18 protein-coding genes are annotated in these 22,900 nt (G+C 46.4%); 15 read left to right on the forward strand and 3 right to left on the reverse strand.

What is annotated here, in order from left to right:
- Positions 1-490: 490 nt before the first annotated feature.
- Entirely contained in the window at positions 491-1,138 is a 648-nt protein-coding gene (locus L5M37_RS04670; RefSeq protein ID WP_263199579.1) for a class I SAM-dependent methyltransferase, read from the forward strand.
- Positions 1,139-1,181: 43 nt separating this feature from the next.
- Here L5M37_RS04670 and L5M37_RS04675 read toward each other — a convergent pair whose 3' ends face one another.
- The gene (locus L5M37_RS04675; RefSeq protein ID WP_263199580.1) at positions 1,182-1,760 is read right to left on the reverse strand and encodes a nuclear transport factor 2 family protein; all 579 of its coding nucleotides are present in this window, start codon (positions 1,758-1,760) and stop codon (positions 1,182-1,184) included.
- A gap of 442 nt (positions 1,761-2,202) precedes the next feature.
- Between L5M37_RS04675 and L5M37_RS04680 the strand changes: the two genes are divergently transcribed.
- Entirely contained in the window at positions 2,203-4,191 is a 1,989-nt protein-coding gene (locus L5M37_RS04680; RefSeq protein WP_105252636.1) for a TonB-dependent receptor domain-containing protein, read from the forward strand.
- Between the two features lie 535 nt (positions 4,192-4,726).
- Positions 4,727-5,017 carry a cytochrome c3 family protein gene (locus L5M37_RS04685; protein ID WP_028759787.1) on the forward strand — a complete coding sequence of 97 codons (291 nt, stop codon included), beginning with the start codon at positions 4,727-4,729 and terminating at the stop codon, positions 5,015-5,017.
- Positions 5,018-5,254: 237 nt separating this feature from the next.
- Here L5M37_RS04685 and L5M37_RS04690 read toward each other — a convergent pair whose 3' ends face one another.
- A complete protein-coding gene (locus L5M37_RS04690; RefSeq protein ID WP_198572292.1) occupies positions 5,255-7,264 on the reverse strand; it encodes an ATP-dependent DNA helicase in 2,010 nt (669 codons plus the stop codon).
- 429 nt (positions 7,265-7,693) lie between these two features.
- On the opposite strand from L5M37_RS04690, the gene L5M37_RS04695 reads away from it, so the two are divergent.
- Positions 7,694-8,197: a GNAT family N-acetyltransferase gene (locus tag L5M37_RS04695; protein WP_263199581.1), complete on the forward strand. Its 504-nt coding sequence runs from the start codon at positions 7,694-7,696 to the stop codon at positions 8,195-8,197.
- Between the two features lie 218 nt (positions 8,198-8,415).
- Here the strand turns inward: L5M37_RS04695 and L5M37_RS04700 are convergent, their stop codons facing one another.
- Positions 8,416-8,616: a hypothetical protein gene (locus L5M37_RS04700; RefSeq protein ID WP_263199582.1), complete on the reverse strand. Its 201-nt coding sequence runs from the start codon at positions 8,614-8,616 to the stop codon at positions 8,416-8,418.
- 554 nt (positions 8,617-9,170) lie between these two features.
- Here L5M37_RS04700 and hisG point away from each other — a divergent pair.
- The 11 genes from hisG (at position 9,171) to L5M37_RS04755 (ending at position 22,882) form a co-directional block, all read left to right on the forward strand.
- Entirely contained in the window at positions 9,171-10,070 is a 900-nt protein-coding gene (gene hisG, locus L5M37_RS04705) for an ATP phosphoribosyltransferase (protein WP_263199583.1), read from the forward strand.
- 3 nt (positions 10,071-10,073) lie between these two features.
- Positions 10,074-11,396, forward strand: a complete 1,323-nt coding sequence (gene hisD, locus L5M37_RS04710) for a histidinol dehydrogenase (RefSeq protein WP_263199585.1) — start codon at positions 10,074-10,076, stop codon at positions 11,394-11,396.
- Positions 11,397-11,440: 44 nt separating this feature from the next.
- Positions 11,441-12,637 carry a histidinol-phosphate transaminase gene (hisC, locus tag L5M37_RS04715; RefSeq protein WP_263199587.1) on the forward strand — a complete coding sequence of 399 codons (1,197 nt, stop codon included), beginning with the start codon at positions 11,441-11,443 and terminating at the stop codon, positions 12,635-12,637.
- Positions 12,638-12,750: 113 nt separating this feature from the next.
- On the forward strand, positions 12,751-13,842 hold the full coding sequence (gene hisB / locus L5M37_RS04720; RefSeq protein ID WP_263199588.1) for a bifunctional histidinol-phosphatase/imidazoleglycerol-phosphate dehydratase HisB: 1,092 nt from the start codon (positions 12,751-12,753) through the stop codon (positions 13,840-13,842).
- 31 nt (positions 13,843-13,873) lie between these two features.
- Positions 13,874-14,644 (forward strand): imidazole glycerol phosphate synthase subunit HisH, encoded by a 771-nt coding sequence (gene hisH, locus L5M37_RS04725; RefSeq protein WP_263162702.1) that lies wholly within the window; start codon positions 13,874-13,876, stop codon positions 14,642-14,644.
- Positions 14,645-14,710: 66 nt separating this feature from the next.
- A complete protein-coding gene (hisA, locus tag L5M37_RS04730; protein WP_263199589.1) occupies positions 14,711-15,448 on the forward strand; it encodes a 1-(5-phosphoribosyl)-5-[(5-phosphoribosylamino)methylideneamino]imidazole-4-carboxamide isomerase in 738 nt (245 codons plus the stop codon).
- Positions 15,430-16,203 carry an imidazole glycerol phosphate synthase subunit HisF gene (gene hisF, locus L5M37_RS04735; RefSeq protein WP_263199590.1) on the forward strand — a complete coding sequence of 258 codons (774 nt, stop codon included), beginning with the start codon at positions 15,430-15,432 and terminating at the stop codon, positions 16,201-16,203. Before hisA ends, hisF begins: the two co-directional genes overlap by 19 nt.
- Positions 16,204-16,285: 82 nt before the next feature.
- Positions 16,286-16,942 carry a bifunctional phosphoribosyl-AMP cyclohydrolase/phosphoribosyl-ATP diphosphatase HisIE gene (gene hisIE / locus L5M37_RS04740; protein ID WP_263199591.1) on the forward strand — a complete coding sequence of 219 codons (657 nt, stop codon included), beginning with the start codon at positions 16,286-16,288 and terminating at the stop codon, positions 16,940-16,942.
- A 777-nt stretch (positions 16,943-17,719) separates the two neighbouring features.
- On the forward strand, positions 17,720-18,907 hold the full coding sequence (locus tag L5M37_RS04745) for an aromatic amino acid transport family protein (protein ID WP_263199593.1): 1,188 nt from the start codon (positions 17,720-17,722) through the stop codon (positions 18,905-18,907).
- Between the two features lie 305 nt (positions 18,908-19,212).
- On the forward strand, positions 19,213-22,650 hold the full coding sequence (locus L5M37_RS04750; RefSeq protein ID WP_263199594.1) for a YdbH domain-containing protein: 3,438 nt from the start codon (positions 19,213-19,215) through the stop codon (positions 22,648-22,650).
- 13 nt (positions 22,651-22,663) lie between these two features.
- Positions 22,664-22,882: a YnbE family lipoprotein gene (locus L5M37_RS04755; RefSeq protein ID WP_028759774.1), complete on the forward strand. Its 219-nt coding sequence runs from the start codon at positions 22,664-22,666 to the stop codon at positions 22,880-22,882.
- The last annotated feature ends 18 nt before the right edge of the window (positions 22,883-22,900 follow it).

The raw sequence follows: 22,900 nt of genomic DNA on the forward strand, positions 1-22,900 counted from the left end.
TGAAAGTTAACTGTTGAAAGTTGATGGCTGAAAGTGAGTGTTAAGTCTTAGTTCTGGGCACTCAGTTCTTCTGGACACTCAGTTTTGGAGACTAGTTTTAACACGGCATCATACCGACGTTGTTTTATATTTTTTACAAGCGTTCAGAATTTGTGAGTATATCTAAGTTGAGATCGAGGTCAACAGTGAATTGCGATAACTATTTTTGCAGGACATGACAAAGGAAGTTGAGCTGGCTGCTGACTCCTTCTTGAAGAACCTGAAATGGAGAAGCTTGAGATGGAAGCTTCTGGAAATAGCGGTACCTAAAATTAAGGCACTAAAATTAAGGTACCTAAGATTAAGGCACCTAAGATTAAGTTACCTAAGATAGAGACTCCGAATGTTAAGGCGCGGCTCATTTTATCTTTTAAGTCTTATACTTTTTGCTGGTTTAAGATAGGCTTGTGCGGCGTCATCCTCTTTTTATCTCAGCAACCTAGAGTCCATTATGCCACTAATGCCAATTACCCAGCCACTTACCCAATTGCCGTTTTCCCAAGCGTGTGAAAACAACAAAGCGCCGATTTTAGCGGTATTAACACAAGCATTCTCACTCAACCAACATGTACTCGAAATCGGCAGTGGCACAGCGCAACATGCTGTGTATTTTGCAGCAAATCTTCCCCATTTAATCTGGCAAACCAGCGATCAGGCTGAATATATTGAGGTCATTACCGCAAGGTGTATGAATGAAGGCAAGCTACCCAATGCAGCGGCAAACCTACGCTTACCACTTACCCTTGATGTCACTGTGCCATGGCCAGTGGAGGGATTAACATCTGATATTGATGGCGTATTTACTGCAAACACTTTGCATATTATGAGCCAAAATATGGTTGAAGCGTTTTTTACTGGCCTTGGTCTGTATCTCCCCCAACTCAAGACCCTGTGCATTTACGGCCCCTTTAACTACCAAGGCGAATTTAGCAGTGACAGCAATCGCCAGTTTGATGCCTTTTTAAAACAGCGGGATCACGCCAGCGGCATTCGCGATATTGAATGGATTTGCAGTTTAGCCAGCGAGCAAGGCTTAACACTGAAGCAAGATGTGGCTATGCCCGCCAATAATCGACTACTGCATTTTGTTAGAGGCTAGCTTTTTGTTAAAGGCTCATTTTTTGTTAAAAGCTAGCTTTGGTTTAGTCCGTTTTGGCCTCAGCGGTTCTGTGCCCATAGCTCAGCACTCGGGTAGCTTTCCACTGTTCGTTCTGTTTGCGCCACACAATGACAAAGTCGGCTAGACCTTCACAATTGCCGGTTTCAAAGCTGCAAAAACGATGAACGCCTTGCTCTATCGCGCCAAACTCTTTCACCGGAAACACTTTCAGCGTGCCCGCAACTAACTCGCGGCGGTAATGGCCACAGGCATATTTTTCAGTATTAGCGATCATGTCCTTGCGGTTCCAAGTGACGCCGCCCGTGTCGTGGTAAAACTCTACATCTTCAGTGAAAAACGCCGCGTGTTTCTTGAGTTCAGCAGGGGCTGAACACTTATTGAAACTGTCGAACACAGCAAAATCCACCGCTGCAATTTGGGTAAATAAAGTGTCTGTAAGTGCAGCAGCGGGCTGAGCAATGTCAGCTTGTGGAGCCCCAGCCGTTTTAACTGATGCTGCTTTAGCTAATGCGGGCGCATCTGTTGCAACAGCAGGTTCGGTAGTGGCGAGTGACAAAGTTAAAACAGTGACTGTGGCTAGGCTATAAAATGCTGGATTCATATTCTCTCCGTAAATATTGGCAATACATTTTGTATGGCGACGATTCACATCACAAACATGAATGCACCACGAAACATAAAGTCACATCGCCAGCAAAGCTTATGCCAGTTAAAATATCCATATTAATCATATTGATATAGCTTCATATTACGTTATGCAGTTTTGTGCGGTGATAGTTTCTGATTATTCTCACTATTTTTTAGTGATTTATCCGACGACAGTCAGACTCAGATCGTCATACTCAGTGCCTTATGCTCAATCCGCTCAATCCGCTCAATCAGAATGACCATGCCAGCGAGCAACACGTCGAATATACGGGCTATCACACTGTTATTAAACACTAAAAAATTTACACTGCCTTTACACAAAAGAGAGACATCCAAGCTTGAAGCTATAATTAAGAATAATTATCATTCGCCAAAATTACCGAAGGAAGAATGATATGCCCCGCTTTATCCGTCGCACTCGCCAAACCTCGCATCTATCTCATGCAACACAGACACCTATGTTGAGCCAGCTATCGCGCGCTATTGGTTTATGTTTGTTATTACCTGCAGCATGGGCTAGTGCTGCAAACACGCAAGATACCACTCCAGAAATGGAACGCATGGTGATCACAGCAACACAAACTAAACACTCGGAGCTTTCGGCGCCAGCTTCAGTGTCCGTGATAAACCGCAGTGAACTTGAAGCGCTAGTCATAGACGATCTTGCTAGCGCAGTCCGTTATTTACAGGGTGTGAACATCAGCGAAGGCACGCCCTATGGTCGCAATGAAATCAGCCTGCGAGGTTTAGATTCAGATTACACTTTAATCTTGATTAATGGCCGCCGCATTAACTCCCGCGAAGCATTAACTTCTGGTTATGGCAACGATTTTGACTTGTCCTCTATTCCAATGTCTGCCATTGAACGTATCGAAGTTGTGCGTGGGCCTATGTCATCCCTATACGGCTCAGAAGCTTTGGGCGGTGTGGTTAACGTCATACTGCGTCAACCAACTGAGGACTGGCAAACCAGCGTTGGCGTGCAATACGATGCACCTACCAGTGGCAAGGGTGGCGATAGCACTAAGTACAATTTCTACAGCAGTGGCGCGCTGATCAAAGATAAATTACTGGCAAACTTAATCGTCGACAGCAATAAACGCGATGCATGGCGCTCGGACTTAAAACCCACTATTGATGCGTTAGAAGACAGAGATGAAATCAGCGCCCTCGCCAATTTACAATGGCTGATTGATAACCAGCAAGATCTGCAATTTGACTTAAGTTACGCCAACGATGAACGCGAGTCTGATTGGAATAACTACGGCACGATTCTCACCAATAACCAACAAGCGGAGCGGATAAGTTCAGGTCTGACCCATAATGGCCACTGGAACTGGGGCGATACTCGCCTGCGCTATTACTATGAAAATGTTGAGGTGACTGACGACTCAGCGTTAATCGCCGAGATTGGTAATATCACCCAAACCAACCACAATCTCGACGGTCAAACCACTGTCCTGCTTGGCGATCACATGTTAACCAGCGGTGCAGAATACCGTTGGACCCAGCTCGAAAATAGCCGCAATATTTTAGGTGATGGCACCTTAGACGACAGCCAATCGGCATTGTATCTACAAGATGAATTTAGCTTAGGCGAACTCAATATCACCTTAGGTGGGCGCGTCGATCACCACGATGTGTACGGCACCGAATTTAGCCCACGCTTGTATTTAGTGTATAACTTAAGCTCTGAATGGGTCATTAAAGGTGGTGGCGGCAAAGCCTTTAAAGCACCAAATATGGCGCAATCCCAAGCCGATTATATTATCCCCGCTTGTCGTGGCGCCTGTACCGTTGCGGGAAATCCTGATCTTCAACCCGAAACCTCAGTGAACTACGAGTTATCGACCCAATATCAAACCACGGATTTTGGTGGCTCGATCACCTACTTCCATAACGATGTAGAAAATAAAATTATCACCGAAACTTGGAATAGAGTCCCTGGTACAGTATTAACTTACCAAAACGTGAACGAAGCTAAGATCACTGGTTGGGAATTACAAGCTTGGTACAATTTAACTCAAGATCTCAGCCTAAACGGTAATTACAGTAAAACCGATGCCGAAGATAAGCAAAATGGCGCGCCTTTTACCTTAACACCGGACGACAGCTATAACCTAAAACTGCAATGGCAGGCATTCGATGGTTTATCCACCTTTATCGCCTACCATTATACTGGCGAGCAGTATTTGCGAGCCAATGTCAAATCAGAGGGTTATGGCTCGCTCGATATAGGTGCGAATTATCAAATTAATCCTATGTTTAGACTGAAGCTTGGCGTGACTAACCTAACGGATTCTGAACGTGACCAAGTTGCCACCGACCTTGATTATATTCAAAAGAGTCGCAGTATTTATGCTGGGGTAACTGCAAGTTTCTAAGCTCTACAAGCTAGAAACTAATGTGTAATTATAGCTCTGCTACTCAACATTAAACATCATAGGCGAAGCCCGTTTTGGCTTCGCCTATTGTTTTAAGATCAAAATAAATATCACACATCCGACTAGAAAAAGTAAAATCAATATATTTTCTAAAATATAGAATTTTTAAATAAACATCAAAAATATAAATTACATAATCCAGATTTAAATCATTAGTCTTTTACATTCCGCAATATAACCTTGATCATACTTTAACGCTAAAAAATAACTCACCCGTTAACCTTTGATAACGATCAAGGTTTTGTCATATTAAAAAACTATTATACACACGCAAGACTGCTAAAGCTTGAGGTGTAAAATTCTCGATTATTAAACTTACGCACCAAGCAAAAGCGATATTATCTTTCCGTTTATATCACTAATAAAACAGCGAGAAAAATACAGTTCCAACTTAAAGTTACATATTTCAAAGCTAGATATATGATTTACTCGCTTCAGAATGATGATTTAACCAACAATAAAAAAGGAAAATAACATGCTTAAAAAGATGATGCTAATGTGCGCACTGTGCTTTTCAACTAATTTAATGGCGGTATCACTTGCCGACAGTCATTCTGAAAGATCTGACTGTGAATCCTGCCATAAAGATAAAAAACCTTCAGCGGATTATGTTTTTGAAAATCAGCAATGTGTATCATGCCATGGAGAAATGAAAACTCTCGCAGGTGAAGCTCATACTAAACATGATGGCGTTTTAACATGCACCAATTGCCATATCGCTCATCAAGAAAAAGCACCAGCAGATGCTTGCAAAGAATGCCATTAATTCACTAAAAATCTAAAACCAAAGGCCGAAGAATTATTTATTTTGAATGGAACCATTAGGCAGGATGCCACTTGACCCAACCTCCAAGGGTGTTTGCCACCTATTGCTCACAGGTGGCAATTTTTACCTCCGTTTTTATATCCTTACAATATGTGTAACGGCTCAATACTTAGCTCAGAATTCCATATCCGGCAAATAAGACAAATTTAAGTATGCTAGGTAAACCATAAACGAATTTCAGGGGATTGTTCTCAAGAATGCCAATGCCTTTTCTAGGTCACGGGTGCGCGCCATCGGTGGCAGCGAGTTTAAAAAAGCTTGGCCATAGTAGCGATTCACAATGCGATTATCGCAAAGGATCAGCACACCGCGATCTTTTTCATCGCGAATAAGACGGCCAACACCTTGTTTCAGCGCAATAATCGCCTGCGGTAACGACACTTCAGTAAAAGGATCGAGTCCCTGACGACTCACATTGTCGGCTCGGGCGCGATACAGGGGCTCATCGGGCGACACAAAAGGTAATTTGTCGATAATCACGCAGCTTAACAATTTACCGCGCACATCCACCCCTTCCCAAAAACTACTGGTGCCGAGCAATACCGCATTGCCAAGTTGGCGAAACTTAGTCAGCAGACTCTGTTTACCCGCTTGGCCTTGTACCAGCAGCGGATACTGAGTGCGAGTTCGCAGTGCCAGCGCCGCTTGTTCGAGCATTTTATGGCTGGTAAATAAAATAAAAGTCCGTCCCTGCGCCGCATCTATCGCTTGCACGCACACATCCACCAGCTGCTTTAACGCTTGCTGTTGATTGGTCACGCTCCCAAGTTGTCTTGGCACACAAAATACCGCTTGGCGGGGATAATCGAAGGGACTGTCGAGAATACTTTGCTGCGCATCGACGATACCCATTTCTCGGGCAAAATGAACAAGACTGCGGTTAACCTGCAAAGTTGCCGAGGTAAATATCCAGCTGGTTTCGGGCACAAATAACTGTTGGCACTCACGGGCAATATTGATTGGTGAAATTCGCAGCACCACAAAGCGACTACCAAATTCGATGCTGTAGGCCGCCAGATTATTATCGCAGTTAAAAAACACACTGAGCTTGTTATTCAACTCCGCCAACTTAATGGCGATATCATCTAACAATTCACTGCGGCCAATATGGGCCATTAATAAATTCTGCAGCGCGGTTAATTCCGCTAATAAATCCCATGACGCCCCCGCGAGCGCTTTATTTCCCAGCACTAAACGCCAATCGGATTCACCGCAGGAATATAACTGATTATGCCAATCACTTAATTTAGCGAGGCAACGCTGGCAAAATTGGGCGAGTTGCCCAGTATCACTGAGTTCAGTCTGATAAATAGCGAGTAGCTTTTGAATGAAATCATCGATAGTACGACTCGAACATTGCTGGCCAAAATAGTTAACGCAAATATCGGGTAATAAATGCGCTTCATCGAAAATCACCACATCAGGATCGGGTAATAACTCGGCAAAGCCCGTGTCTTTCAGTACACTATCGGCGAAAAATAAATGGTGGTTAACCACAATAATTTTGGCATCCAGAGCACGGCTGCGCGCCTTGCGGGTAAAGCAGGCATCGTAAAAATCGCAGCGCTTACCAATACAGCTTTCCTTAGTGCTGACCACAAGCGGCAGCGCCGAAGAATTCTCAGGCACTGAGGTTAAGCCGCCAATATCACCATCTTTGCAGGTGCTCGCCCACTGATTGATTTTCAACAAATCATCCAACAAACGCGCATCGATATGTGTCGCCTCGCTCATTTGCTTATCGAGTCGCCACTGGCACAGATAATTATTACGCCCCTTTAGCAGCGCCAGTTTTGGCTCAATTCCCAACATGGCGACCAGCGCGGGTAAGTCTTTAAAAAACAACTGCTCTTGCAAGTTTTTACTGCCCGTACTGACGATGACTTGCTTACCGCTCAATATCGCGGGGATCAAATACGCAAAGGTTTTACCTACCCCCGTACCCGCCTCAATTACTACATTCCCCTTCGCCGCTATCGCCTCACTCACTTCCTGTGCCATCTGCATCTGGCTTGTTCGCGCACTAAATCCTTGAATATGTTTAGACAATACTCCATCGGGCAAAAATGCGCGTTGCACTTCGGACGCGAGTCGACTCACCGCAGCGGCGCCTTTTAAAGCAGAAGGCTTAGCGACAGTTTCTTTAGAGGAAACATGCTTTGATGTCGGTTGGCGGGAGCGAGTCAAAGGGAGAATCAATCCTTTATCAAGGTGTTAGGAACGTCAGTGAAAACAGTACTGCAAGTCCACACAATAAATTACTGAGCGAATGCATAGTGAAACTTTATAAGCACAAACAATGGTTAGTACCGCATGCCACTGCCGTAAACAATAGCGTTAAGCTTAACAGCTCGAAGCATTATGCTGATTTGAGATAAGACTACAAGTTAGCCGCGTAATTAACGCCAATTTAAACGTCGGTATTTGCTAGCATCCGCCAAAGCATGTGCGCTAGCTGTAACGGTTCGCAAACTTCTGTCGATTTCAGCCTGCCACTAACCATTTGAAATAAATAAGCTACCTCAGCAAAGCAAAACTCTATACCATTATATACGCTCGATAACAGGATGTTTCAGTGCCCAAGCATCAATACTAAGACGCAGGTAATCAGGATGAATGATGTCAAACGTTAGTCTTATCAATTTAAAAACAAGTGACACCACAACGCTACAACGTCTGCTCCAACTTTATTATTTTGATTCAACATCTTGGAGTAAAGAAGATATAGGCATTGATGGGTTATATGATGGCTCTACAGCCTCAGATCTTGAATCCTATGTTAACTCACAAGAGGCAAAAGCCTACCTCATTTGGGTAAATGAAGTATTGGTAGGCTTTGTTCTACTAGAATGGGTTGAAGATGAAAAAAGGCTTATCTGGGAACTGGCTGACCTCTTTATTCTTCCTAAATATCGCGGTGGTTGGATTGCGCTCGAAGTAGTCCGTCAAATATTTGAGCAGATTAGCACACCGATACTGGTCGCTACGTTCAAAGAAAATGAACTGGCTTTGCGCTTTTTTAAAGCGGTATCAAAACGATTACAGCTTAATTCAGTACGTGAGTTAATCGAGGATGAAACTACGCCGTTTTATACTTTCATCATAAATGAACACATCTAACAATCGATGTTATTCAAATTTTTCTAAGCCACCCATTGTTTGTAGTGGTACGGTTAATTTGGCCATCTAGTTAGAATTGACCTCAGCAATGTCTACGTTTTTTGACCTTCGCCATACTTATCGTAATGTGAACTAGACGATTGTGAGTAATAGATCTTCCGCGCTTTTGTCCAAAAGCGTGCTGCGTGTCTCCTTAAAACCTACAGTTTATGCTAATGCTAAAAAGGTAGGCCATGGTGATTAGCGAGACGACCGTCCGCACCATGGACGGGGCGGTCGAGCATCCAAGGACGGACTAGCTGCGAGTCGGTGAGTGAACACCATGGCAAGCCTGTATTAATGAATATCAGCAAATGCTCACAACTCAAGTTACGAATCCCCTGCACGACTTCCAACACATTTCCATCCACTTTCAACATCCCTCCAACAAAAATGCTCAATAACTTTATTTAACGATAACCCTCTGCCTTTCACAAAAACGCATAAATATTCTCATTTAATTCAAATTGACTGTTGCAAAGGCTCATAAAAGCGGTTAGTTTAAATCCACTTATACGGATAGACGTCCGTAAAAACGAATTCAACGCTTCACTGTATTTCGAGCAGTTAAGCCAATAACGTTAAATACCGAGAGAGTAAAATGAGCCCACTACTGAACGCTATCCACCACCATCACCACCATATGCGGTAGCCTTCGGACGCTCACTGCCGGAGGACTATATCCTTCTGGCGGACTGATTCAAGATGATCATAAACCCCTGGAAGGAATTCCGGGGGTTTTTGCATTTAGGCGTTAATTTTGGTTTTAATTTAAATAAGCAACTTTAGATATTTAATAAATTATCAATACGTTAGCAAAGAGCACTTAACTAAAGACCTTAGCTAGAGCCCATTGAATGGCAAGACGTATTAAACCGATTAAACACACACTTTTGAATCTTTTAATTTTGATACTTTTGAGCGAGATAACACTATGACTGAATCGAACCGTTTACGCATCGCCATCCAAAAATCTGGCCGTCTTTCTACTGACTCTCAGCAACTGCTAAAAAGCTGTGGTGTTAAATTTTCCATTAATGAACAACGCCTTATCGCTCACGCTGACAATATGCCTATCGATTTACTGCGCGTTCGTGATGACGATATCCCAGGATTAGTGATGGACGGCGTGGTTGATATGGGGATCATCGGTGAAAATGTGCTCGAAGAGGAACAAATCGAGCGTCAAACCCTGAATAAACCCGCAGATTGCCTCAAACTGCGTCAGTTAGATTTCGGATCATGTCGCCTCTCGTTAGCCGTACCAACAGAATTCAGTTACGCCGATGCCTCCTCGTTAGAAGGATTACGCATCGCCACGTCTTACCCGAACCTGCTGCGCCGTTTTATGCAACAAAAAGGCATAACTTATCGCGACTGTATGTTAAAAGGTTCGGTTGAAGTCGCCCCGCGTGCCGGCCTTGCCGATGGGATTTGTGATCTCGTGTCGACGGGCGCCACCTTAGAGGCCAACGGTTTATACGAAACTGAAGTGATTTACCGCTCTATGGCCTGCATCATTCAATCGACCCAAACCCAAACGCCGACGAAACAAGCACTCATCGACAAGATTCTGTCCCGCGTCAATGGTGTTATCCGCGCCCGTGAGAGCAAATACATCCTGCTGCACGCGCCAACCGAAACCTTAGATCAAATCGTCGCCCTGCTGTCCGGCGCTGAAAACCCAACCGTATTGCCATTAAATGATGATACTAACCGCGTTGCTATCCACGCCGTCAGTACCGAAGATTTGTTTTGGGATACCATGGAACAGCTGACCGCACTCGGTGCCAGCTCGATTCTGGTAATGCCAATCGAAAAAATGATGGGGTAATGTATGGAAATCCTAACTTGGTCAACCTTATCAACCGCCGAGCAAAAAACGGCGCTGAAACGCTCGCCTTTAATTGGTGACAGCGGCTTAGAGCAAAGCGTTCGCGCCATTATCGATGCGGTGGCAACGCGGGGTGATGCTGCTATTGCTGAATTTAATCAAAAGTTTGATGGCTTCAATAACGCGACCAGAGATTTAAATGGACAAGGAAGTGGCGAGCTGCGCATGGGTGAAGCCGAGATTGCTGCGGCAAGCGCACGAGTATCACCAGAGCTTAAAGCGGCGATAGCCAAAGCCATGGCGAACATAGACGTGTTTCACAGCGCCCAGCAATTTCGCCCGATTGATATGGAAACCGAGGCGGGAGTACGCTGCGAGCTACGTAGCGAACCGATTGAAAAAGTGGGTTTATATATCCCCGGTGGCAGCGCGCCATTAATTTCTACTGTGATGATGCTTGCACTGCCCGCCAAGATCGCAGGCTGCGAACAAAGAGTATTAGTCAGCCCACCACCGATCAACGATGCCATTATCTATGCTGCCAATGCTTGTGGGATCACTGAAATTTATCAAGTGGGCGGCGCGCAGGCGATTGCGGCACTGGCCTTTGGCACAGAAACAATTCCGGCTGTTGATAAGATTTTTGGCCCAGGTAATCGCTATGTGACTGAAGCTAAACGCTTAGTGTCACAGGATGGTCGCTGCACTGTGTGTATCGATATGCCGGCAGGTCCTTCTGAGGTGCTAGTGATTGCCGATAGCGACGCCAATTGCGAATTTATCGCCGCCGATTTGCTTTCGCAAGCGGAGCACGGCCCTGATTCACAAGTGATTTTAGTGACAGATTCGCAAGCTATAGCCGATGGCGTAAATGATGCACTAACAAGACAACTCGCTGCCCTGCCGCGTTGTGATATAGCTACAACGGCACTACTGAGCAGTCGTACTTTTGTTGTGGACGATATGCTGCAAGCCGCGCAGGTTTCTAATCAATATGGGCCTGAGCACTTGATCATTCAAACGCGCTTTCCCCGTGAGGTGCTGAAAAACATTCGCGCCGCGGGCTCGGTATTTTTAGGCGCTTATACACCTGAATCTGTTGGCGATTATGCCAGTGGCACCAACCACGTGCTACCGACTTACGGTTACAGCCGCGCCGTGTCGAGCCTGTCATTAGCCGATTTTAGCCGCCGCTTTACCGTGCAGGAACTCAGCGCTAAAGGCTTAATCGGACTGGGGCAAGCAGTCATGACGTTAGCCAGTAATGAATTGCTCGATGCGCACAAAAATGCCGTCGCCATTCGCCTAGCTAGCCTAGAGAAATGACCCGCTTAACCTTAAGTAATTGAAAATAGAGCTGAGTGAAGAAAATGAGCCAAGTGAGCAGCATGGAAAAGACAGCAGAACCCACAGTATTAGCGGCATCAAAGTTAGCACCATCAACGTTAGCGCAATCGGCGTCACTAAATTTAGCCGAGCGCTTAGCGCGTCCTGAGTTACTGGATTTAACGCCCTACCAGAGTGCCCGCAGACTGGGCGGTCGTGGTGATATTTGGATCAATGCCAACGAATCACCCTTCAATAATGTCGATACGGCAGCGCTCGATTTATCAAAATTGAATCGTTACCCAGAATGCCAACCACCGCAGCTTATCAGTGCCTACAGCAACTACAGCGGCGTGAGCACCAGCAAGATAGTTGCCAGCCGCGGCGCCGATGAAGCGATTGAACTGTTAATTCGCGCCTTTTGTATACCAGGCGTCGACAGCATTGCCTGCTTTGGCCCGACGTACGGCATGTATGCCATCAGCGCGAACACCTTTAATGTGGGCGTTAAAGCGTTAAATCTCAGTGCAGAATATGGCTTGCCGACAAGCTATGCCGAGGACGTTCGCGGCGCAAAACTGGTGTTTATCTGCAATCCCAATAATCCGACCGGGACTGTGATCGACAAAGCCATTATCGAGCAAGCAATCAAAGCCCTGCCCGACGCGCTTGTGGTGATCGATGAGGCCTATATTGAGTTTTGCCCCGAATACAGTGTGGCGGATTTGCTGGAAAGCTATCCGAATCTGGTGGTACTGCGCACCCTGTCAAAAGCCTTTGCTCTCGCCGGAGCACGCTGTGGTTTTATGCTGGCAAATGAGGCCGTAGTCGACATCATTATACGCGTAATTGCGCCCTATCCTGTGCCGCTACCCGTGAGTGAAATCGCCACCCAAGCGCTATCAAGCGCTGGCGTTGCGCGGATGAAAGTGCAAGTTGCACAATTAAATGAGCAAGGCGCCAGGCTCACCGCGGCGATCAGCGCTTATTGTTCAAAATCGAATAGTTCAGATTCGCGCGCCCGCGTGCTTAAGCCTAACGGCAATTATGTGCTGGCTGAATTTGATGATGTCGCCAAGGTAGCTGCGTTACTGCAAGGCAGCGGTGTTGTCGCTCGCGCCTACAAAGACCCAAGGCTTGCTAAGTCCATCCGTTTTAGCTTTAGTTCAAAGGCGGATACCGATGTGTTAGTGAATTTATTTGAATCGCAACGCACTGAGCAGCCATCAGGAAATGAATGATAAGTCACTGATAATAAATCTCTGATCATAAAAAACTAATAAAAAGCAATGTAACGCTGAAAGTTAAATCAGCTTAAGCATTAGCTAAACGAATTGAATTTGAAGGTAGAGCCATGAACCCACAATTTGTCCCGAACGTTGCACAAAAAATTCTGTTTATCGACCGCGATGGCACCTTGATTGAAGAACCCGTCACCGACAAACAGGTCGATAGTCTGGCTAAATTAGTGTTTGAGCCACAGGTGATCCCCGCTTTGCTACGTCTGCAAAAGGCAGGGTTTCGCTTAGTCATGGTCAGCAATCAAGACGGCCTTGGCACACCGTCTTTCCCGCAGGTAGATTTCGACGCGCCCCACAATATGATGATGCAAATCCTCAAAAGCCAAGGGGTTAACTTTGAAGATGTGGTGATTTGTCCGCACTTTAACGATGAAAATTGCAGCTGCCGTAAACCTAAGCTTGGGCTAGTAAAAGACTACCTCACCCAAGGCTGCATCGATTTCACCCAATCGGCGGTAATTGGCGATCGCGAAACCGATGTGGAGCTGGGCAATGCCATGGGCATTAAAAGCCTGAAATATCAACGCGACACTTTAGGCTGGAACGCCATCGCCGATGCGCTGCTCAATAAAGGCCGCACCGCCACAGTCGTACGTACCACCAAAGAAACCGATATTCGCGTGACTGTGGATCTCGACAGCTCCGTTAAAGGTAAAATCGACACTGGCATTGGCTTTTTCGACCACATGCTCGATCAAATTGCCACCCACGGTAATTTTAAAATGGATGTGAAAGTCGATGGCGATCTAGAAATCGACGATCACCACAGCATCGAAGACACTGCACTGGCTATAGGTGATGCCCTGCGCCAAGCGCTCGGCGACAAACGCGGCATTGCCCGTTTCGGCTTTAGTCTGCCGATGGACGAAGCCAAGGGTGAATGTCTGCTGGATATCTCTGGCCGCCCTTTTATCAAGTTCTCGGCCGATTTTGAGCGTGAGCATGTGGGCGAAATGGCCACTGAAATGGTGCCGCACTTCTTCCGATCCTTTGCCGATGGCCTGCGCTGTACGCTGCATGTGTCGACGCAGGGCGATAACGATCACCATAAGGTTGAAGCCCTGTTTAAAGTGCTCGGGCGCGCGCTACGCCAAGCGGTTAAAGTCGAAGGCGATATTCTGCCATCGAGCAAAGGCGTGCTTTAAGGCATCAGCATAAATCGTTTAAGAGGTTAGGATGCAACAAGACACTCTATTAATAGCTGGCCAGCAATTAACAACTAGCCCGCAATTAACAGCAAATGAATCATCAGATGCTGAAACCGTCATCATAGACACGGGCTGCGCCAATTTAAACTCAGTACGTTTCGCCTTCGAGCGTTTAGGCGCTAAGGTGTTAGTCACAGACGATAAAACCAAAATCAAAGCGGCAAAACGTGTGGTGCTACCGGGAGTGGGCACAGCGGGAGCCGCCATGGCGTCCTTACATGAAAAAGGTTTAGTCGAACTTATTCAAGGCCTGACTCAACCTGTGCTAGGCGTGTGCCTTGGCATGCAAATGCTCGCGGCGATTTCTAAGGAGCGCGGCGGAAAAGGTCAAGATTGCGAGTGCTTAGGCATAATCCCAATCGACATTTGTGAACTGGATACGCAGTTACTCAAAGCTGAAGGCTTACCTTTGCCACACATGGGCTGGAACCAACTTAAGCTAACGACAAACTCACAAGAAGCCAAAATCCCTAACGTTCACCCGCTGTTTGCAGGCGTTGAAGATGGCAGTTATGTATATTTCGTCCACAGTTACCGCGCGCCGTTGAGTGAATTTACCTTAGCCCAATGTTCCTATGGTGAAGGTTTTAGCGCCGCCATTGGCAAAGGCAACTTTATGGGCGTGCAGTTCCACCCCGAAAAAAGTGCCACCGTGGGCGCGCAAATTCTGCGTAACTTTTTACAGATGGATGAAGCGCTGATGGACAAGTTGGCGCAGGAAAGACTGACCAATGAATAAATTACTCATTAAGAAACTAGTTATTAATAAATTAGTTATAAACAAATTAGTCGAGGATGTGAGCTTATGATTATTCCTGCGATTGATTTAATTGATGGCAATGTCGTCCGCCTTTATCAAGGCGATTATGGCCAGCAGACCACCTTTGATTTAAGTCCTTTGGCGCAGCTGCAATCCTACGAGGCACAAGGCGCTAAGTGGTTGCATATCGTTGATTTAACGGGTGCGAAAGATCCCGCGAAACGCCAAACTCGCCTTATCAGTGAATTAGTGGCGGGACTTAACGCCAATATTCAAGTGGGCGGCGGCATTCGTACTGAAGAGCAAGTCACTGAATTATTAGATATCGGCGTAAAACGTGTGGTGATTGGCTCACTGGCGGTGAAAGAACCTGAGTTAGTTAAACAATGGTTTATCAAATACGGCAGCGAAGCGATTTGCCTCGCACTCGATGTCAATATCAACCAGAGCGGCGAGAAAATGGTCGCCGTATCCGGTTGGCAAAGTGGTGGCGGTAAGAGTTTAGAATCCCTCGTAGAAACCTTTAGCGCTGTCGGCTTAACGCACGCGCTGGTGACTGATATTAGCCGTGATGGCACCTTAACGGGCGCAAATACCGCGCTTTATCAAGAAATTGCAGCAAGCTTCCCCGACATCGCTTGGCAAGCCTCCGGCGGTATTGCGACCCTTGAGGATGTGAGCGCCGTGCGAGACAGCGGCGCTGCGGGCATCATTATAGGTAAAGCCTTGCTTATCAATCAGTTTAACGTGGCGGAGGCAATCCAATGCTGGCCAAACGACTAGTCCCCTGTTTAGATGTAAAAGACGGTAAAGTAGTGAAAGGCGTGCAATTCCGTAACCACGAAATTGTCGGCGATATCGTCCCCTTAGCCGCGCGTTATGCCGAAGAAGGCGCCGATGAGCTGGTGTTTTATGACATTACCGCCAGTGCCCACGAACGTGTGGTCGATAAATCTTGGGTGAGCCGCGTGGCGGAGCAGATTGATATTCCCTTCTGTGTGGCAGGTGGCATTAAAACCATTAGCCAAGCCCGTGAATTATTAGCCTTTGGTGCGGATAAGATTTCGATTAACTCGCCCGCCTTAACTGATCCGAGTTTGATCTCACGCCTGCAGGACGAATTCGGCCGCCAGTGTATCGTGATTGGTATCGACTCCTTTTTCGATGCCACCAGCAACAGCTATAAAGTAAAGCAATTTACTGGCGATGAAGCGGCGACCAAAGATACCCAATGGTTTACCCAAGACTGGGTTGAAGAAGTGCAAAAACGAGGTTGTGGTGAAATCGTACTCAATGTGATGAACCAAGACGGCGTGCGCGGTGGCTACGATATCAAGCAGTTAAGTCTTGTTCGCGCCATCTGCGACGTGCCGTTAATTGCCTCGGGCGGTGCTGGAACTATGGCGCATTTTCGCGATGTATTTATTGAAGCTAAGGTCGATGCGGCGCTGGCAGCGAGCGTATTCCACAAGGCGATTATCAACATCGGTGAATTAAAAGCCTATTTAGCGGCCGAAGGGATCACGATTAGACGCTAGAGCGGTTCTAGGTTCTAGGTTCTAGGTTCTAGGTTCTAGGTTCTAGGTTCTAGGTTCTACAAACAGATTAAGAGTGAATACTATGTCAACGCAAACAAACACTAAGTCGGATTTTAGCCCTGTTCAAGTTAATGAGCTGGATTGGAACAAACAGGATGGGCTCATTCCTGCCGTTATCCAAAATCACTTATCGGGCAAGGTATTAATGCTCGGTTACATGGATAAGGCCGCGCTGGAAAAAACCTTAAGCACAGGTGATGTCACCTTTTTCAGCCGCTCAAAACAGCGCTTGTGGACTAAAGGTGAAACCTCGGGGAATACGCTAAGGTTGGTCGCTATCGATAAAGACTGCGATAACGATAGCCTGTTAGTGCAAGTGATCCCCAACGGCCCAACCTGCCACAAAGGCACCGAAAGTTGCTGGTTAGATGACAATGCGCACCCCTTTTTGAGCAACCTCGCCAGCTTAATCGCCTCACGTAAAGGGCAAAGTGCCGATTCCAGTTACACGGCGTCTTTGTTTGCGCGCGGCACAAAACGTATCGCCCAAAAGGTCGGAGAAGAAGGTCTTGAAACCGCCCTTGCCGCTGCGACCCACGATAAGGAAGAGCTGGTTAACGAAGCCTCAGATCTTATCTATCACTTACTGGTATTGCTTGAAGATCAACACTTAAGCCTCAGTGACATCACAGCAAACTTGCTGGCAAGACATGAAAAGGCGCTGCAGAGCAAAGCATAATCTGCTCACTGTTCCTGATGTCTTACTATCGATTTTACCGCTAAAAATACCGCCAGCTTAAATCAAGTCGGCGGCATTTTTTATCGCGCGATTCCCTCAAGTGCCATTGCCGCAATGTAATCAATGAATATCTTGCGCCTTAATCCTGTGACAAAAAATAATCAAAATACTGTTGTAATAGTTGACAAGTACATTTCAGTTCCCTATGGTAACCTCCGTTGCCGTTAGGTTATTAAGGCAAAGCATCAAAACACTTATCCGTTTTTACTCAACACACGCTAAGGCAAGTTTTATGTGTTTCACAGCATTTTATACTCCCTATCTGTAGCCGCAATGGATATACCCAAGCTACCTGAAGATACGAGTTTCAGAGCGCCTAGGGGGCTTCAATTCAAGGCGCATCAATGACAGAATGTCGACCACCTTTTGAATTGATGCAACACGGGAGTGGAGTACCCTAGACGCTCCGTCCCGGCGGGTTTTAACGCACTTTATGCGGTGTTGGTTATTTTTAACTTAGCCCGCTAGGTCTGCAAATAACCGCCTTGCCTAAAGTGCGTTAAACTCCCGCTGAATCCTGCATCTTCAGGTTGTTTGGGTATAAAGGCACCTTGCCTGACCTTCCATTGTGGCCATATCCTTTCGGATCCGCTTAGCGCCACTGTCTCATTTGCTTAAATCATTTTGTGCTTGAATCGCATCAAAATCCTTTAAGACAGTTGCTTTAGGATCAAGTCTTTATCTCTTTTTCTTGCAACACGCTTTTGAGATCATGTTATGACACAGAATAAAATTTTCGGCAGTTTACTGCTTATCGCCGGCACCACAATCGGCGCGGGCATGTTAGCTTTGCCTATCGCATCGGCTGGACTCGGTTTTGGCACCTCCTCCGCCATTATGCTCATCCTATGGGCGCTGATGGCCTACACGGCACTGCTTATGGTGGAAATCCATCAATTCGCCCCCAGCGATGCCAGCCTTAATCACTTAGCGCAACGCTTATTGGGTCGTAAGGGCCAGTTGATCGCCAATAGCGCCTTGATGTTTTTACTGTACGCCCTCTGCGCCGCCTACATTGCTGGCGGCGGCGAGCAAGTGAACCAAAAGCTGAGCACTTGGCTAGGACTAAATTTGCCACCGCAGGCGGGTGCCATCCTATTCACCCTGCTGGTTGGCGCCATTGTGGGCATGGGAACCCACTGTGTGGATCTCATCAATCGCGGTTTATTTGCCCTTAAGCTATTGGCATTATTGCTTATGTTGGCCTTGTTACTGCCGCAGGTTGAAAGCCCACATTTGCTCGAACTCCCACTTAACCAAGGTTTAATTGTCACGGCTATTCCGGTGATTTTTACCTCCTTTGGTTTTCACGGTTCGATTCCCTCAGTGGTGCGCTACTTAGGCGTTGAAGTCAAAGCCCTGCGCAGGATCATGTTGTTTGGCTCGGCTTTGCCATTAGTGATTTACCTTTTGTGGCAACTGGGCAGTCAAGGCGTATTGAACCAAAGTCAATTGCTCGAAAACCAGAGTTTATCAAGCTTTATCAATCAACTGGCGAGCGTACTGCACAGTGAATACTTAAGTAGCGCTATTAGTCTATTTGCCGATCTCGCCCTTGCGACCTCGTTTTTAGGGGTGAGTTTAGGTTTGTTCGATTTTATGGCCTCAAGCTTAAGGCAAGAAGATAATGCAACAGGTCGAAGCTTAACCGCGGCTATCACCTTTTTACCGCCCTTAGGTTTTGCCCTCTTCTACCCTCAAGGTTTTATCACCGCCCTAGGTTATGCGGCGATTGCGCTGGTGATCCTCGCCATCTTTTTACCTGTGGCCATGGTGTGGACACAACGCCAAATGCGAGACGCTGCCAATATGCCGACGGGTTACCGCGTTGCGGGCGGCAAGTTAGCCTTAATGCTCGCCACACTTTGCGGAATTGTGGTGATCGCCGCCCAGATATTTAGCTAGCCGCAATTCACTCACCAAGAGTGAGTTAACCAAAAGTTAGCTAGCTCGAATAAAAGATGAAGTACAAGAGCCTGTAAAACCTCAACTATTGACAGCAGGCGCTTGTCTATTCAATGATCCTTTCACATTAGTCAGCTAAGCCCTTGAGTGTTAAACTGCCTCAGGTGCTCGTGCGCGATATAAAAGCTCCGAAGTAACCGAACAAAGTAAAAGTGCCGATGAAATATACACATTCGTGTATTTGTGTACTGCTAAGGCACGAGTTTGATCAGGGCTCAGTCAAAAAAGGATAAATATCAAACCCAATGCCAATCCACAACAAGCCAAGCCGTGGCAATGCCTCTGATAGCAAGGCACTTCAGCACGAGGCAACGGAGATATCTGCAGGCCCTCGCAGTGGTGCTTTAGATTTTGGAACGGATACTCATGTTGCTGCGCAAAATCGCCGTCAATTCCCCCTAAAAAAAACCTTATTGGCGACCAGCTTAACGGGCATCTTGGCGGGCGTGGCGTTAACTGTTTGGATTGTGAATACCCAGGCTGAACAACTCATCATACGGGCGGCAAATTTTGCCCTCACAGGTATGGACAGCGAACTGATTGACATTGAATTAGGGCAAAGTCAGTTAGAACATTGGCGAATTACCTCTGCCAATCTGAGGGTGCATGATAGCCATATCAGACTTAATGATTTGAATATTCAGCTAAAACTTGACTGGCCGCAAAGTTTTGCCGAACTTAAACAGTTCAGCCAAGCCTCTTACCTCACTCAAAAAATCACCCAAATATCCACAGGTGATATTGAAGTCGAGTTAGGGCAATCACTGTTTTTACCCAATCGGAATGCCATCGATGAACAAGGCCCCGCATTGGCCTTAGATATCAAATCACTACCACTCATCGATATCGGAAAAACCAGCCTTATTCTCAACTCCCACCATCTCAACACCCATAATGATTTACCCGCCTATCGTTTGGTAATGGATAAGTTGAGCCTTAACGGCGCAGGGGAAATCAACAGCGAGTTTAGCCACGAAGGTGAAAGCATCGCCATACTTAAAGCCACACTCGAAACCAACAAATGGCAACTCATGAGTCAAATCCAGCTCGCGCCGCTGCTTGCAAGCTTGCATCAAATCAGCCTAAGGCAAGCGCAGGACAGTGTACTGAGTCCGTTAACTGAGCTTGATAAAGAGTGGCAAGCGTTAGCGATTGATTTACAAGGCCAATTGATATCCAACAGCAGTATCACATTAACCTCAGGCGAGCTTATCAGTGAGCATCAGTTAATCGAGCCAAAGCTGACCTTTAATCAGTTGGCTGCGCTGCAACTTGCACCTAAACCCGAGCTTGCGCCAAAACCTGAGCTCGCATTTAAGATTGCTGGGCATTTAGCCGAACTTGACCTAAAACTAGAGCCCTTTAGCTTAGCGCTGAGTCCAAATACAGAGCAGCAACAACGATTGATGCAGCTGCTCGATGAGACGCTGGCTAAACCTTCATCTCAGTCAGTATCTGAACCAGTATCTCAACCGATAGCTGAGCAAGTGCCTGATCAGCTAGCGAGTCAAATCGCTAAGCTGCTATCGGGGCTCAAAAGTACAGATACACCAGTGGGAATCGCACTGACATTACCTGAAGCCCTGCATTACCCGCTGACTCAAATTCCGCAAGATGTGCACTTGGCTAATCCCCTTGCGATTAAACTTCCTCGAGTGAAGCTTAAAACCTTAGGCAGTAAGCTCGATACCCAAGTCGATTTGGCCAATGTTGAAATCACAAAATCAACCGAAGCACTGTCCTTCAAAACAGATTGGCGCCTTAGTACGAAGCAAACAAGCTCAATGCAATTATCTGAATTGTGGACAAATCCGCCGCAGGATTTTAGCTGGAATAATAGTCAGTTAACGACAGCAGGCACATTTAACTTAGTTCAGACGCCAAGTTCAACCGATTGGCAATTTATCACTGCCGCTACCGAATCGACTGAACTGACTCAATCAACAAAACAAAATACTGGCAACACGCTACAATTCGCCGTGGGTGAGCTTAAGCGTATTAGCATGCAAAATAAAAATGCGGCTAAACATGCAGAGTTTAGCCTTGGTAGTATCGCGATAAATGCTCTCGCACCGCTGAACATAAGCTCGCAGAAAAGCACTCATACTCAGAGTTCTGGTATTCAAAACGCTAGCATTCAGAAAGCCAGTCCAGCGCAAAGCTCAGTGCCCACATCTGATACCGCAAACAGGTTAACCCTTGCCATACCGCCTTTAACCTTAGCACTGGAGCAATTGTATTTTTCGCAGACCAAACAGACTTTAGTGACAGATGATGTAGTCACTGAGGCTAATGCGGATAAAAATGCTAGCACTAGCATCATAACGAAAACCGATATGAATGCGGGCAGTTTCTCGATTGCATTACAAAAAGCCATGTCATTTGAGCTTAAACCCGATATCGAAGCGCTGTTCGACTCACTACGCGCTACCACTTGGCGTAATCAACTCGCATGGCAAGCAAGTCAGCTTAATATCGAAAAACAGCTCAGCAGCAAAGGCCGCAGCCGCAAAGAAACCGTACTCAAGCTGGACAAGTTAACGCTGGCACAAAGCTTAGATTGGAAAAATAATACGCTCTTTGGTGATGAGCACTGGCAAGTGGGCACTGTTGAGCTGCAAAGCCAACACAAGTTGAACCTTGCCACCGCGAACAATCCCTTAGTGTTAACGGGCCAATGGGTAGTCAACACTAGCATGACCGAGGCGCTGGCCTTGCTCAATCAAACCCAACCCTTACCATCTGAGCTTAATGTCACAGGTAATAACCAATTACAGGCGCAGTTTAATTTAACCCAACAGCGCGATCAGACCCAATTTGCCATGCAAATAACTCAATCGATGACAGAACTTGAAGGCTTTTATAAAGACATCATTTTTGAGGGGGGAAAACTGCAAGCGCAATGTGAGTTCACTTGGGGGCAATCTTATAAAAAAGAGTCTCATAACAAGCCGCAGGATAAAGGCTATTTTAGCAGCCTCAGTAAGCTCAATTGCCCGCAGACGCTGATGACCTTTAACTTATTTGATCCTGGCTTCCCACTGACCGATATCGAAGTGGAAGCCGATATCGCCCTTGGCAAAGATGCCGAGAAATTGCCCGACAATTGGATACAACAACTCACAGGCTTAAGTGACACCGATGTTTCCATGACCGCCAAAGGCAAAGTGCTCAGCGGACAGTTTCTGCTGCCAGAATTTAATCTTAAATTGCAGGATAAATCCCATGCCTATCTGCTGCTGCAGGCCATGAGTCTGGAAGAGGTCCTGCGCATTCAACCACAAATTGGCATCTATGCCGACGGCATATTCGATGGCGTGTTGCCCGTCGATTTAATCAACGGCAAAGTGTCGATCACTGGCGGGCAATTAGCCGCGCGCGCACCCGGCGGCCTCATCGCTATCTCGGGCAACCCCGCCGTTGAGCAGATGCGCCAATCCCAACCGTATCTAGACTTTGTCTTTTCGACGTTAGAACACTTACAATACAGCCAATTATCAAGCAGCTTTGATATGGACCAAGCCGGTGATGCTAAACTACTCGTCGAAGTAAAAGGCCGCGGTGAAGGGATTGAACGCCCTATCCACTTGAATTACTCCCACGAAGAGAACATGCTGCAATTATTTAGAAGTCTGCAAATTGGTAATGACTTGCAGGACAGAATCGAAAAATCAGTGAAGTAACAAGGAAACCTCAGTGAAGATAATTCAATTACAGCAAATTAGCATAGGTACCCGAAGCGCGCTTATCGCATTGGTAGCCCTAGCCTCATTGCAGGGCTGTACGCCCACAGTCAAAATAGAACCGCCAGATAAACCTATCGTTATCAATCTCAATGTGAAAATTGAACATGAGATACGGATCAAAGTAGATAAGGAATTAGACCAACTCCTGTCAGACGATAAGCTGTTCTAATTAAATAAGAATTGAGGA

The sequence above is a fragment of the Shewanella sp. SM69 genome, assembly GCF_025653985.1.
Taxonomy (GTDB): domain Bacteria; phylum Pseudomonadota; class Gammaproteobacteria; order Enterobacterales; family Shewanellaceae; genus Shewanella; species Shewanella oncorhynchi.

Bases quoted from the DNA above. Each gene is read 5' to 3' on its own strand.
- L5M37_RS04670 (WP_263199579.1), top strand. From the start codon at position 491: ATGCCACTAATGCCAATTACCCAGCCACTTACCCAATTGCCGTTTTCC.
- L5M37_RS04675 (WP_263199580.1), bottom strand. From the start codon at position 1,760: ATGAATCCAGCATTTTATAGCCTAGCCACAGTCACTGTTTTAACTTTG.
- L5M37_RS04680 (WP_105252636.1), top strand. From the start codon at position 2,203: ATGCCCCGCTTTATCCGTCGCACTCGCCAAACCTCGCATCTATCTCAT.
- L5M37_RS04685 (WP_028759787.1), top strand. From the start codon at position 4,727: ATGCTTAAAAAGATGATGCTAATGTGCGCACTGTGCTTTTCAACTAAT.
- L5M37_RS04695 (WP_263199581.1), top strand. From the start codon at position 7,694: ATGATGTCAAACGTTAGTCTTATCAATTTAAAAACAAGTGACACCACA.
- L5M37_RS04700 (WP_263199582.1), bottom strand. From the start codon at position 8,616: ATGTTGAAAGTGGATGGAAATGTGTTGGAAGTCGTGCAGGGGATTCGT.
- hisG (WP_263199583.1), top strand. From the start codon at position 9,171: ATGACTGAATCGAACCGTTTACGCATCGCCATCCAAAAATCTGGCCGT.
- hisD (WP_263199585.1), top strand. From the start codon at position 10,074: ATGGAAATCCTAACTTGGTCAACCTTATCAACCGCCGAGCAAAAAACG.
- hisC (WP_263199587.1), top strand. From the start codon at position 11,441: ATGAGCCAAGTGAGCAGCATGGAAAAGACAGCAGAACCCACAGTATTA.
- hisB (WP_263199588.1), top strand. From the start codon at position 12,751: ATGAACCCACAATTTGTCCCGAACGTTGCACAAAAAATTCTGTTTATC.
- hisH (WP_263162702.1), top strand. From the start codon at position 13,874: ATGCAACAAGACACTCTATTAATAGCTGGCCAGCAATTAACAACTAGC.
- hisA (WP_263199589.1), top strand. From the start codon at position 14,711: ATGATTATTCCTGCGATTGATTTAATTGATGGCAATGTCGTCCGCCTT.
- hisF (WP_263199590.1), top strand. From the start codon at position 15,430: ATGCTGGCCAAACGACTAGTCCCCTGTTTAGATGTAAAAGACGGTAAA.
- hisIE (WP_263199591.1), top strand. From the start codon at position 16,286: ATGTCAACGCAAACAAACACTAAGTCGGATTTTAGCCCTGTTCAAGTT.
- L5M37_RS04745 (WP_263199593.1), top strand. From the start codon at position 17,720: ATGACACAGAATAAAATTTTCGGCAGTTTACTGCTTATCGCCGGCACC.
- L5M37_RS04750 (WP_263199594.1), top strand. From the start codon at position 19,213: ATGCCAATCCACAACAAGCCAAGCCGTGGCAATGCCTCTGATAGCAAG.